Origin of the sequence: Aquabacterium commune, from assembly GCF_004362855.1 — a bacterium.
In the GTDB taxonomy this organism is placed as follows: domain Bacteria; phylum Pseudomonadota; class Gammaproteobacteria; order Burkholderiales; family Burkholderiaceae_C; genus Aquabacterium; species Aquabacterium commune.
On the sequence record NZ_SNXW01000005.1, the window covers coordinates 67078 to 78960 of the forward strand.

Genomic DNA, 11883 nt, shown 5'->3' on the forward strand with positions numbered 1-11883 from the left:
AACGCATGGCCGAGGCGCACCGCCCCCCTTCACCGAGCGCTCCCCCAGCCGGCATCCCGTCCAGCCGCGCCGAGATGGCGGGTGAGCGCCTGTCGTGGCGCGACATCCTCTTGCGCAGCCGCCGCGGCCTGGTCAGTGGCCTGGCGCTGGTGCTGATCCTGGGGATGGGGGTGGCGGGCTACCAGGCCACCTGGCGGCAGGAGCTGGGCCAGGTGCGCAGCAACGCCGACCACCGCCTCGACCTCTTCGCCTCGGCGGTGGAAGGCATGCTCAACCGGCTGGAGCACGTGCCGGCCACCATCCAGCTCAACCGCGACGTCGTGGCGCTGCTGCGCCCGCGCAGCGGGCCGGTCTCGACCGACGCGGTCAACAGCTTCCTGCAGCGCCTCAACCAGCAGCTCGGCAGCCTGGCCGTCTATGTCATCGACGAGCGCGGCCGCGTCGTGGCCGCCAGCAACGCCAGCGAGCCGGGCAGCTTCGTCGGCGAGGACCTGTCGTTCCGCCCCTACTTCATCGAGGCGCTGTCGGGCCAGGTGGGCCGGCACTTCGCCATCGGCAACACCAGCAAACAGCCCGGCTACTACCTGGCCAACCCCATCCGCGATGGCGAGCGCGTCATCGGCGTGGCGGTCATCAAGATCTCGCTGAGCCCGCTGGCCCAGGCCTGGGGCATGCTGGGCGTGCCGGCCTTCATCGCCGACGACAACAACGTGATCATCCTGTCGTCGCAGCCCGAGTGGCTCTACCAGATCGTGGGCGAGCCCGACCTCGACAAGCTGGTGGACTTCCAGATCCGCCAGCTCTACGTGGACCGGCGCCCGCAACGCTTCGGCGCCAGCGAACAACTGCTGCAGGCGCACGAAGCCGCCGGGGCCAAAGGGGTGCTGCTCACAGGCCAACCGCTGGGCGCACGGCTGGGCCGCCAGGTGCTGGCCCAGGCCCAGGAGCTGCCCAAGATGCGCTGGCGCCTGTGGGTCTTCACCGACGTCGATCAGGCCGGGCGACACGCCTTCACCGTGGGCGTGCTGTCGGCCATCGCCGCGGCGTTCGTGGCCTTGCTCTGGCTGGCCCTCGAACAGCGCCAGCGCATCGTGCGCGACAAGCTGGCCGCCCGCCACATGCTGGAGCAGGCCAACGCCGAGCTCGAAAGCAAGGTCGCGCGGCGCACCAGCGCGCTGGCCCAGACCAACGAGCGCCTGCGCCGCGAAGTCGCCGAACGCGTGCAGGCCGAGCTCACCCTGCGCGAAGCCCAGGACGAGCTGGTGCAGGCCGCCAAGCTGGCCGTGGTGGGGCAGATGTCGGCCGGCATCACCCACGAGATCACGCAGCCGCTGGGCGCCATCCGCACGCTGGCCGGCAACTCCCAGGCCTTCCTGGCGCGCGACGACCTCGACACCGTGCGCAGCAACCTGGGCCTCATCACGCGGCTGGCCGACCAGATGGGCGAGATCGTCCAATCGCTCAAGGGCTTCGCGCGCAAGGCGCCGCCGCAGCCGCAAACCACCGACCTCGCCCAGGCCGTGCACAACGCCTTGCTGCTGTTCATGGCGCGTATCCGCGCCGACGACGTCACCCTGGTCAACGACTGCCAGGAAGGCCTGGCCCAGGCCTGGTGCGAGCCCAACCGGCTGGAGCAGGTCATCGTCAACCTGATCGGCAACGCGCTCGACGCCATGCGCGGGCAACCGCTGCGGGTGCTGCGCCTGCACACCTTGTTGATCGAGCAGGACGGCGTCAACCGCGTGCAGCTCATGGTCGATGACACCGGATCGGGGCTGACACCCGAACTGCACGGCCGCCTCTTCGCGCCCTTCTTCACGACCAAGCCACACGGCCACGGCCTGGGGCTGGGCCTGGCCATCTCGCGTGACATCATCCGGTCCTTCCAGGGTGACCTGCGTGCCGACAACCATGCCGGCGGCGGCGCCCGCTTCACCATCGAACTGCCCGAGCGCCACCCCCACGAGACGCCCCTGACCGCGCCCTGACCGCGCCTTGACCGCCATGACCCCTGCCACGCCTCCGCCCGACACCGTCCTCATCGTCGAGGACGACCCGCACGTGCGCCTGGGCTGCGTGCAAGCCATGTCGCTGGCCAACCTGGCCGTGGTCGGCGTGGGCAGCGCGGAAGAGGCCCTGCCGCTGCTGGCCCAGGGCCACATCGGCGCCGTGGTGACCGACATGCGCCTGCCCAAGGCCGACGGCCTCAGCCTGGTGCGCCTGTGCCAGCAGCAAGACGCTCACCTGCCCGTGGTCATGATCACCGGCCACGGCGACATCGACCTGGCGGTGGAGAGCATGCGCGCCGGCGCCTACGACTTCATCACCAAGCCCTTTGCCTCCGAGCGCCTGGTCGATGTGGTGCGGCGCGCGCTGGAAAAGCGCCAGCTCACCCGCGAGATCGCCCGCCTGCGCCTGCAGCTGCACCAGGGCGACGACATCGAGTCCCGCCTGATCGGCCAGTCGCCGGCCATGGTGGCGGTGCGCCGCCTCATCCTCGATGTGGCCGACTCGCCCGTGGACGTGCTGGTGCACGGCGAAACCGGCTGCGGCAAGGAGCTGGTGGCGCAAGCGCTGCACGCCGCCTCGCCACGCCGCAAAGGCCCCTACGTGGCGCTGAACTGCGGCGGCATGCCCGACAACCTGCTCGACAGCGAGCTCTTCGGCCACGAGGCCGGCGCCTTCACCGGGGCGCAAAAACGCCGCATCGGCAAGATCGAGTTCGCGCAGGGCGGCACGCTCTTCCTGGACGAACTTGAGACGATGCCCATGGCGATGCAGGTCAAGCTGCTGCGCGTGCTGCAGGAACGCAAGCTGGAGCGGCTGGGCTCCAACGCGCCCATCGACATCGACTGCCGCATCGTGGCCGCCACCAAGGACGACCTGCTGGAGCGCGGCCGCCAAGGCAGCTTCCGCGCCGACCTGTACTACCGGCTCAACGTCGTCACCATCAACCTGCCGCCGCTGCGCGAGCGCCGCGAAGACATCCCGCTGCTGATGGCGCACTTCACCACCCAGGCCGCCCAGCGCTTCAACCGCCCGCCGCCCGAGCTCAGCAGCACGCGGCTGGCGGCCTTGATGCGCCACGACTGGCCCGGCAACGTGCGCGAGCTGCGCAACGTGGCCGACTGCCTGGTGCTGGGCGTGCGCCACGTGGTGCTGGACCTCGAACAGGCGCAACTGCCGACCAGCGCAGACGCGGTCGGCCTCAGCCTGTCAGAGGCGGTCGAGCGCTTCGAGCGGGAGCTTATCGCTGCCGAAATGGCCCGCCACGGCGGCAGCCTGGCCCGCACCGCCGAGGCCCTGAAGGTCGCCAAGACGACCCTGCACGACAAGGTCCGCCGCCTGGGGCTGGGGCCGCAGCCCTGAGCATCAAACGCTGAAGAACCGCGACTCCAGCGAGCCCTGCCAAGCCTGGTCCAACAGCAGGTCACACACCAACTCTTGCTTGTCCGTGTGTGCGAGAGACAGCTGCCCCACCGACTGCCAGCGCTCATCTCTGAACGCTTGTGTCAGGCGAGCCAGCATGCGCTGCTTGTAGGCGGTGTCATCAGAGCCAGACAGGTGCAGACCCTTGGTCTCCAGGATCACGGTCTTACTGACGCCACCTTGTTGTACCAAGCCAAAGACGAAGTCTGGGTAAACCTTGTGGCGCTTCCAGCCTTGCAATCCGTACTGGGTTTTGGCCACATTGCGGTGCCACCATTGCAAGGCCTGTTTTCCATCGAGGTAACCGGCGAACTGCGCCTCAAAGTCGTTCATGTCGGCGGTCTTGAGTGCGGGCTCCAACAAGCTTTTCTCGACGGGGCGGGCATCGGGCCGTGACAGCGGCACAGGTTCGTTGCTCAGGTCCAGCGTCAAATCCCTCGGCAACTCGTAGTCGGCACCATCGGCGCGCAAGGCAAACTCGATGCGGCCACTGGTCACGCCCTGCTCGAACGCATCCTGCGCCAGACGATCACGCTCGGCCTCCAGGTCCACGCGCAAGCGCTCGATCAAAGACGCGCTCGATGCCGCCAACGCGCCTTCGCTCAAACCTCGTTCAAGCAGCCGGCCCAACACCGCCTCAACCCACCCCCACACCAGCCACGCATTGGGGGCCAAATCGAGCAAAGCCCGAACCACGCGGGCGCGGTCCAGCACGGCATCCTGGGGCAGTGCACGGCGTGAACCCGCCAAGGAGCTTCGGTTCAGGATGGAAAGATCCACATCGAATCGCTCGCCCAACAAGCCGTCGGTGTCGGGTGCCCAGGCTGCAGCCAACGCATCCACGCGCAGGCCATTCCAATCCACATGCGCCAGCACATCGCTGTCATAAACCAACTCGCGGCGTGGCTGACCAGGCGTCACCACGGTCACACGCGGCAAAAACAAGCGCACCTTGGCCAAGGCATCGCGGCGCTTGAGCTTGACCTGACGCACAGTGGCACCAGCGGCGCCGGGGCCCGACACAGCCATGGCCAAGTCACCCATGCCCTCGCCCTCCAGCGAGTTCTTGATGGATTTCACCACATCAGCCGTCTTGGCGTCGTGGCAAAGCACATAGCAGGCGTCCAGCGCCTCCCGGCCCGTCTTGGTGACGTGCGGCTGGCGCAAAATGCGGCCCACCAATTGCGTCATCGCACCAGGGTTGCGGCCAGCGGCCAGCGCACAAAGCACATAGGCAAAGGGACAATCCCAGCCCTCCTGCAGCGCCTGCTTCGTGATGATGACGCGCACCTCACAGGTGGGCGCCAGCAGCTCGATGTTTTCAGGCTGCTTGAGGTCGTCTTTCTCAGAAGTCTTGATGGCGATCTGGCGGGGCGTTAAGCCCAACTGCAACAGATAGTCGCGTGCGTCCTCGGCGTGAATGAAGCCTGCATCGCGCAGGTCGGCCCCGGTTCGCTCCACCTGCACCAACAAGATGGGCCTGATGTACCGGGCCGTCTCGCCTTGCAGGGCCAGGGCTTCTGCCTGCAGCGCATCGAGCCTTTGCACAGAGGCCGCCAGGCAGCTTTGCCAATCGCTCCAGTGCTGCACGTCCACATGGATGGGCAGCTTGATCATGTGCGCCTCGTCCAGGTCGGTGCCGCGCACGTCCACCAAGATGTTCGAGCCCGTGCCCTTGGCTGATGCGACGCGCGGTGTGGCAGACAACTCCAGCAAGAAGCCTGGGTTGAAACCATCCAGCGTGCGCAACGCGTTCTCGGTGTAGCCGTGGTGGCCTTCGTCGATCACGACCATGGGCCGCAACAGCCGCATCACATTGCCCAGCGAGCTTTTGACGATGCTGCCTTTTTGCGCCCGCGCGCCCTCTTGGGACTGCCCCCAGGCGGCGTAGACATCGAGGTTGGGCGCCTGCTGGATGGCATCCCAGTGCGCTTCGATGTCGTCTTCGCGCGGCAAGAAGCCCAGCACATTGCCCCGGTCGCGGAAAAAACGCAGCGTCTCTTTGCTCTGGCGTGCCGCAGACGCCAGCATCAGCACCATCACGCACAGGTGGCTGTCAACGTCCAGGCGACTCAAGGGGCTGTTTTTCTCCAGGACTTTGACGCGCCCCGCGCCGGCCACGTTCAGGATCTGCCGATACGGGTGGTCACGGTCGCTCAGTGTTTTGAGCGTCTGGCGGTAGATGGCGTCGTTGGGCACCACCCACAGCACCAGGCCCGTGTGGCGCTTGAACCATTGCGAAAACACGCTGGCCACGCTGGACGCCGCCAGCAGCGTCTTGCCGCCACCCGTGGGCACCTTCAGGCACACATTGGGAATGGCGCGACCTGCGCCATCGAAACGGCTGGAGTGGGGTTGGTCGACGAAGGCTGGGGGCAACAAGCCTTGCTGCTTGAGCGCTTGCCAAGCCTTCTTGGGGTAGTCGGCGGCTTCGCGGGCCAGGTCCTCCATGCCCTCCATGGCGCGCAGCGTGGCCACGGCCTTGTCAGACTGCGCGGCATGGCGCTGCAACTCACCCAGGTAGTCAGACACCCGCTTGAGCACCTTGCCCTGGAAGGCCTTGAGCTGTGTGCCCGCCACCTCATGCACATCGGCCGCACCGCGGCGGGGCGCCCAAAGCACCCATCGGTCGCGCTCAATGCGCTGTCGAAACTCAGGCGTCAAGCCGTCCTGCCACCAGGCGCAATCCACGGGGTAGACCATTGGCAGGCGCTTCAGCGCCTGTTCAAAGCTGGCTGCATCACGGGCAGACCAATCTGGCGCGTCGGCCACGAGGTCAATGTCTGAGCGTGCGCGCTGATCGCCTCGCGCACGCGAACCAAAGAGCCATAAGGCCTGGAGGCCCGGCGTCTGCTCACACAAGGTGTGGATGGCCCTCAGGCTGTGCGGCTCGATGCCATGCTTGGGCTCACTCATCGGCGCGGGCCTTCAGCACATCGAGCATGTCTTGCAACAAACGCACCGCATCGGCACGGACAAAGGCCGCCACCTGCATGGCGGTCATCTCGTTGTAGGTGTGCGAGGTGAGATTTCGGAACTTGCGCATCTGCCCCCACCCCCCCTCATCGGTGATGACGCGGCGCTTGAACGCTTCGGGGATCACGGAATAAGCGTCTTCGTCCACGTCCACCCCTCGGGCGCGAAGCCAGCGAAAAGCGGCCTTCCAGCCGGCCTCGAAGGTGAACTCGAAGCGTTGGATCAGGGCGTCGCGCATGAAGTCGTCTTCAGGTTGCGCCAGCACCTCCACAAGGCGAGCCTGTGCGCGGGCGAAGTGGTCCAGGGCAAGCTGGAGGCGGTCGTCGATGGGCATGGCGTTTGTTAGGTGGGTAACTTCCAAGGTGCTTCAAGCCATGAGACGCTGCAAAAAGGATGCATCGTTCCTTGCACTCCAACGCATCACTCCTGTGCTGTAGGTTTGCAAGATCGCCACCGCCTGTTCACTGATGGACTTGCTGGGCATGTGCGCGATGGCGTCTTGTCCGTCTTCAAGTGCATCCGGTAGCTGCATGTCGTTGACCAACACAACTCGCTCGGCCTGAGGGCGTGTGTCTTTCAATTCCATCCAAGCAAAAGACGCCAGTTTGGCTGCTTGCAGGCTAGGAGAGGCCATCAATTTCAACAAACGCTCACGCCCTTTGCCAAGGGAAATGACGAAGTCCATAGGGTGATCAACGGTTCGGCCGGGTATTGGCACATTGGCAACGTAATGCGCATCACGCTCGTCTAAGAACTCTTTGACAATGGCAAAAAAATCGGACGACGTGCGCGGCGTTGCGCTCATCCACAAATCGTTCAAACGCGAAACGGCTGTGAGTAGAAAATGCGCGCGTTGCGCGAGGCTGTCAGGCGTTGCAACGGTGGTCAATCGACCGCCTTCGAAGCGCACACCGCAGCCAGCGATGGCATGCTCAACAATGCTCTGACGGCGCTCGGATTTGTCGATGCTCACGCCCATGTCCAGCAGATGCTCCAAGGTCTTGCCTGCGTCATGGAGCACCAACTCGCCGCCTTGGTGATCCAGGCAAATCTCGATGCCATCGTGGAAAGGATCCAGAAATGGTGTGCTCAAAACCTGCGATTGCCCGCGCTCGACCGTCAGGAAGCGATCTTTCAGCCACGCAAGGTACTCCCTGGCCAAGTCTGGCGCGCGTTGTTGGGTCGTCATAACAAGGCCTCTTGCAGTCCAGCGGGGAATCGTGTCCCGATGAGATCCAAAAACTTCACCAGCGTGTCCATGGGTCTGGCCACGTCATACCAGTCGATGGCCTCTGCCCAGGCCAAGCCCTCGCCCTCACGGTACCAATGTAAGTGAGGGCCGCGCAGTACGTTGCCGTCAGGGTTGACATGCTGCGCAGCATTGTCGATGCGTGCAAGTGGAATGTGTCTGTCGCGCGTGCGCAGCTGCGCGGTGATTTCATGGGGATTGCGCTTCATGGAAAAGAGAAACTGCATCCCCCGATCTTCCACGGCGATCACCATCTCTTCCTGGCGCTGATTTTCTTGCCATGTCACACATTCACGTGCCAGGGCCTCTTTGGCCAGCTTGATCAACTGATCAGCCCTCTGCTGTGTCAGCATTTCCCACCCTCGTTGTCGTTATGTATGACCCCGATTCTGAATCAGTTGGTACGGCTCAGGCCTCGCGGTACAGCGCAAACGGCAGCGGCGCGTAGTCCACACCGCACGCCTTGAGCTGCTTGTTGCTGAGGTACTTGGCCGGCGCAAAGACCAAGTGCCCCTTGGGCACGCGTCCCAGAGCCTTGTCGTGCGCCAGGCCCCAGGCCTGCATGGCCTGCGCCCGGCTGAGCACCAAAGCGGCCTCAGGGCTTTTGAGGTAGTTCACATCGGGCTGGTAGATGAGCCAGACGTGCTTGTCCAGTGCCTCGCCCAAGTAGTGCGTGGGTGCGCCTTTGGGCAGGGGCTGCAAAGTGCCGCCGGTGGCGGTGTAGAACAGCCAGGCGCCCAGGGCTTCAAAAGCGGGCAGGCGTTCACCGCTGAGCAGTTTTTCAAGCTCAACGGCCTCGCCCAAAGTGCAGTAGGTGAAGCTGCCGCCCAGGCCGGGGGCCATTTCGCTGATGCGGCGCACGCCTTCGACGCGCAGAACGCCATCGTCGATCTTGGCTTCGATTTTGTCGAAGCGGGGGCGATGGGATTTTCCTTGTGCGGTGGCCACTGCTGCCGATGCAGATTGGGCTTGCTCAACAAGGTCACCGCCTGCAGCACCTTCATCGGCCAGGCCGTGTTCGCGCTTGAGGGCGTCGATCTTGGCCAGCCATTGCTCGGCCTTTTTGAACTGCGTGAGGGTGATTTTTTCTTCGAGCAGGGTTTCGCGCTGGGTGCCCGACCACGCATAGCCTTTGATGGCGCGGCGCACGCGCTCTGCTGTGAGCGTGTCGGCATAGGCTTCGCCTTCGACCAGAATGAACTTGCGCTGCCCGCCGTCTTTGGCATTGGCCTTGAGCACTGCGTGGGCGGTGGTGCCGGAGCCGGCGAAGGAGTCGAGGATGAGGGCGTTTTCGTCTGCGCCGATCTCCAGCACGCGCTCGATCAACGCAACCGGCTTGGGCGTGATGGTGCTTTCTTGATTTTTAAGCACGCCCATTTCAAGCAAGGTTTTTTTGGCGTCTTGCGTGTGGCCCACTTCATCGTAGAACCAGAGTGTTTGTGGGACGCGGCCTTGCTTGACTTCGCTGAGGTAACGCTTTATCGCAGGTATGTTATTTCCATCCTCTCCCCACCAAATTCGTCCCTCAGCATCCATTTCTTTGAACTTTGACTCTTTGACGCGCCAGTAGCTGCCCGGGGGTGGCCCCTCAATGATGCGACCGCTTGGACATGTGATGGGATATGTCCCTTCGCTGTAAAAGTTGCGCGCAGACAAATCGCTGGCCTTCCAAGGGCCACGTTTGTCATTGCCTTGGTTTTCATAGCGCGCATCCATCTCTGCAGTGCGCTCGAGCAGTCGAGGCCGCCACAACGCTCGGTCTTTCGCGATAACCAACAAATGGTCGTGGTCTTCGCTGAAAAACTGCGCCGTGCTTTTGGGCGAGTAGTTCTTCTGCCAAATCACATTGGCAATGAACGCGTCTTCCCCAAAAATCTCATCCAACACCATCCGCGCCCGGTGCACCTCGTTGTCGTCCAGCGTGATCCAGATCGAGCCGCGCTCGCTCAGCAGTTCGCGCAGCAGCACCAGGCGGGGCCACATCATGCACAACCACTTGTCGTGGCGCAGCATGTCTTCGCCGTCCACCGGGTTGGTGTTCAGCCACTCTTTCATGATGGGCGAGTTCACGCCGTCGCTGTAGCACCAGCCTTCGTTGCCGGTGTTGTAGGGCGGGTCAATGAAGATCAAATCAACCGAGCCGGCATAGCGTGGCAGCAGGCTTTTGAGCGCGTGCAGGTTGTCGCCATGCACCACGAGGTTGCCGTTCAAATCGGCCGGGCCCACGCCTTTGGCCGCGTCTGCCACCAGCGGGCGGTAGGGCACGCTCAGGTGGTGGTTGTAGACGTACTCTTTGCCTTTGAAGACGATTTCGGGCATTGGCGTGGTGCGCTGGGGAAACAGCGGCTCATTCTATAAGGCAGCCGCCAATGTGCTGCCAATGTGGGTCGGGCAGAATCGGCCCCCATGTCCCGCCTGTTCGCCCTGCTGTCCGCCTGGCCGCTGTCCCTGCTGCACCCCCTCGGTTCGCTGCTGGGCTGGCTGGCTTTCCTGCTCTCGCCCACCTACCGCCGCCGCCTGGTGGCGCATGGGCGTGCCGCGGGCCTGAGCGCTTGGCGCGTGGCCGGTGCCGTCGCGCACGCCGGCAAGATGGTCGGTGAACTGCCGCTGCTGTGGGGCCGCCCGCGCGACCGGGCCTTGGGCGACGCCGTGCAATGGGTGCACCCCGAGGTGGTGACGCAGGCCCTGGCAGAGGGGCGCGGCCTGTTGCTGCTCACGCCGCACCTGGGCTGCTTCGAAATCACCGCGCAGGCTTATGCCGAGCGCTTCGGCGCCCAGCAGCCCATCACGGCGCTGTACCGCCCAGCCAAGCAAGCATGGCTGGCAGAGATGATGAAGAACGCGCGCAACCGCCCCGGCATGCTGACCAGCCCCGCCACGCTGGGCGGCGTGCGCCAGATGCTGCGTGCGCTCAAATCGGGCCAGACCGTGGGCCTGCTGCCCGACCAAGTGCCGCCCGAGGGCATGGGCGTGTGGGCGCCGTTTTTTGGCCGTTCGGCCTACACCATGACGATGGCCGCCAAGCTGGTGGCGCAAACCCGCTGCGCCGTCGTGCTGCTGCGCGGCGAGCGCCTGGGGCCGCTGGCGCGCTGGCACCGTGGCTGCGCCTACGTGGTGCACGCGGCGCGGGTGTCGCCCGAAACCGAAGCGGTGCTGGCCTCGGGCGATGCGGCACAATCCGCAGCCGCCATCAACCAGCTCATGGAAAGCCTCATCATGCAAGCGCCCGAGCAGTACCTGTGGGGCTACAACCGCTACAAGGGCCCGCGTTCCGACATCCTGACCTCGGCCACCACGGCCCCGGGCGACAAGGACCGCGCATGAGCGCCAAGGACGTGGGCATCCGCGCCGGGCTGGCGCTGCTCTGGCTGTTGCACTGGCTGCCCCTGCCTGCGCTGGCCGCCCTGGCACGCGGCGTCGGCGCCCTGCTCTACCGCCTGGCGGGTTCGCGCCGCAAAGTCGGCCTGCGCAACCTCGCCTTGTGCTTCCCTGACATGCCGCTGGCCGAGCGCAAAGTGCTGCTCCGGCAGCATTTCCAGTGGCTCACGCAGAGCCTGCTGGACCGCGCCGTGCTCTGGTGGGCGCCGCCCGCGCGCATCCGGGGGTTGATCCAGGTCGAGGGTGACATCGGTCTGGCCGAGCGCGTCTGGCGCGAAGAGGGCCGCGCCACCATGTGGCTGTGCCCGCACTTCGTCGGCCTCGATGTGGCGGGCGCGGCCATCCTGCTGTGCCAAAAGCAACCCGGCGCCTCCATTTACCAGGCGCAAAGCCACCCCCTGCTCGACCGCCTCATGAAACAGGGCCGCCTGCGCTTTGGCAACGCGGACATCTTCCCGCGCCAGGACTCCATCAAGCCGCTGCTGCGCGCCATCAAGGTGGGCCACGGCTTCTTCAACCTGCCCGACATGGATTTCGGCATGCGGGATGCCGCCTTCGTGCCCTTCTTCGGCGTGCCCGCCGCCACGTTGCTGGCGCCCTCGCGCATGTCGCGCATGCTGAACATGGTGGTGCAACCCGTGATCGCCGAACTGCTGCCCAACGGGCGCGGCTGGAAGGTCAAGTTCCTGCCGCCGCTGGCCCACTTTCCCACGAAGGACGCCGAGGCCGACACGCTCGCGCTGAACCGCTTCATCGAAGGCGAAATCCTGAAAAGCCCGGCCCAGTACCTGTGGGTGCACAAGCGCTTCAAGACCCGTCCTCCGGGCGAGCCCGGCCTTTATTGACCCACG

Annotated in this window: 9 protein-coding genes; 4 read left to right on the forward strand and 5 right to left on the reverse strand. The window is 65.1% G+C overall.

Going from position 1 to position 11883, the window contains the following annotated elements; all coding sequences use genetic code 11:
* Positions 1–5 precede the first annotated feature (5 nt).
* Positions 6–1988, forward strand: a complete 1983-nt coding sequence (locus EV672_RS10060; RefSeq protein ID WP_133608805.1) for a sensor histidine kinase — start codon at positions 6–8, stop codon at positions 1986–1988.
* A gap of 16 nt (positions 1989–2004) precedes the next feature.
* Positions 2005–3369: a sigma-54-dependent transcriptional regulator gene (locus EV672_RS10065; RefSeq protein ID WP_133608807.1), complete on the forward strand. Its 1365-nt coding sequence runs from the start codon at positions 2005–2007 to the stop codon at positions 3367–3369.
* 3 nt (positions 3370–3372) lie between these two features.
* Here EV672_RS10065 and EV672_RS10070 read toward each other — a convergent pair whose 3' ends face one another.
* Genes EV672_RS10070 through EV672_RS10090 form a run of 5 tightly spaced genes read right to left on the reverse strand, consistent with a single transcriptional unit; the run spans position 3373 to position 9973 of the window.
* Positions 3373–6345 (reverse strand): DEAD/DEAH box helicase family protein, encoded by a 2973-nt coding sequence (locus EV672_RS10070; protein WP_133608809.1) that lies wholly within the window; start codon positions 6343–6345, stop codon positions 3373–3375.
* A complete protein-coding gene (locus EV672_RS10075) occupies positions 6338–6739 on the reverse strand; it encodes an HI0074 family nucleotidyltransferase substrate-binding subunit (protein WP_133608811.1) in 402 nt (133 codons plus the stop codon). Before EV672_RS10075 ends, EV672_RS10070 begins: the two co-directional genes overlap by 8 nt.
* Positions 6740–6772: 33 nt before the next feature.
* A complete protein-coding gene (locus EV672_RS10080) occupies positions 6773–7594 on the reverse strand; it encodes a DUF1828 domain-containing protein (protein ID WP_133608813.1) in 822 nt (273 codons plus the stop codon).
* On the reverse strand, positions 7591–8007 hold the full coding sequence (locus tag EV672_RS10085) for a DUF6978 family protein (protein WP_133608815.1): 417 nt from the start codon (positions 8005–8007) through the stop codon (positions 7591–7593). Before EV672_RS10085 ends, EV672_RS10080 begins: the two co-directional genes overlap by 4 nt.
* Positions 8008–8062: 55 nt before the next feature.
* The gene (locus tag EV672_RS10090) at positions 8063–9973 is read right to left on the reverse strand and encodes a site-specific DNA-methyltransferase (RefSeq protein ID WP_133608817.1); all 1911 of its coding nucleotides are present in this window, start codon (positions 9971–9973) and stop codon (positions 8063–8065) included.
* A gap of 87 nt (positions 9974–10060) precedes the next feature.
* Between EV672_RS10090 and EV672_RS10095 the strand changes: the two genes are divergently transcribed.
* Complete coding sequence (locus EV672_RS10095; RefSeq protein WP_133608819.1) at positions 10061–10978, forward strand: lysophospholipid acyltransferase family protein; 918 nt, start codon at positions 10061–10063, stop codon at positions 10976–10978.
* Positions 10975–11877, forward strand: coding sequence for a lysophospholipid acyltransferase family protein (locus EV672_RS10100; RefSeq protein ID WP_133608821.1), 903 nt, complete (start codon positions 10975–10977; stop codon positions 11875–11877). Before EV672_RS10095 ends, EV672_RS10100 begins: the two co-directional genes overlap by 4 nt.
* Positions 11878–11883: the final 6 nt, after the last annotated feature.

Coding starts and splice junctions, on each gene's coding strand:
- EV672_RS10060 (WP_133608805.1), top strand. CDS start 6: ATGGCCGAGGCGCACCGCCCCCCTTCACCGAGCGCTCCCCCAGCCGGC.
- EV672_RS10065 (WP_133608807.1), top strand. CDS start 2,005: ATGACCCCTGCCACGCCTCCGCCCGACACCGTCCTCATCGTCGAGGAC.
- EV672_RS10070 (WP_133608809.1), bottom strand. CDS start 6,345: ATGAGTGAGCCCAAGCATGGCATCGAGCCGCACAGCCTGAGGGCCATC.
- EV672_RS10075 (WP_133608811.1), bottom strand. CDS start 6,739: ATGCCCATCGACGACCGCCTCCAGCTTGCCCTGGACCACTTCGCCCGC.
- EV672_RS10080 (WP_133608813.1), bottom strand. CDS start 7,594: ATGACGACCCAACAACGCGCGCCAGACTTGGCCAGGGAGTACCTTGCG.
- EV672_RS10085 (WP_133608815.1), bottom strand. CDS start 8,007: ATGCTGACACAGCAGAGGGCTGATCAGTTGATCAAGCTGGCCAAAGAG.
- EV672_RS10090 (WP_133608817.1), bottom strand. CDS start 9,973: ATGCCCGAAATCGTCTTCAAAGGCAAAGAGTACGTCTACAACCACCAC.
- EV672_RS10095 (WP_133608819.1), top strand. CDS start 10,061: ATGTCCCGCCTGTTCGCCCTGCTGTCCGCCTGGCCGCTGTCCCTGCTG.
- EV672_RS10100 (WP_133608821.1), top strand. CDS start 10,975: ATGAGCGCCAAGGACGTGGGCATCCGCGCCGGGCTGGCGCTGCTCTGG.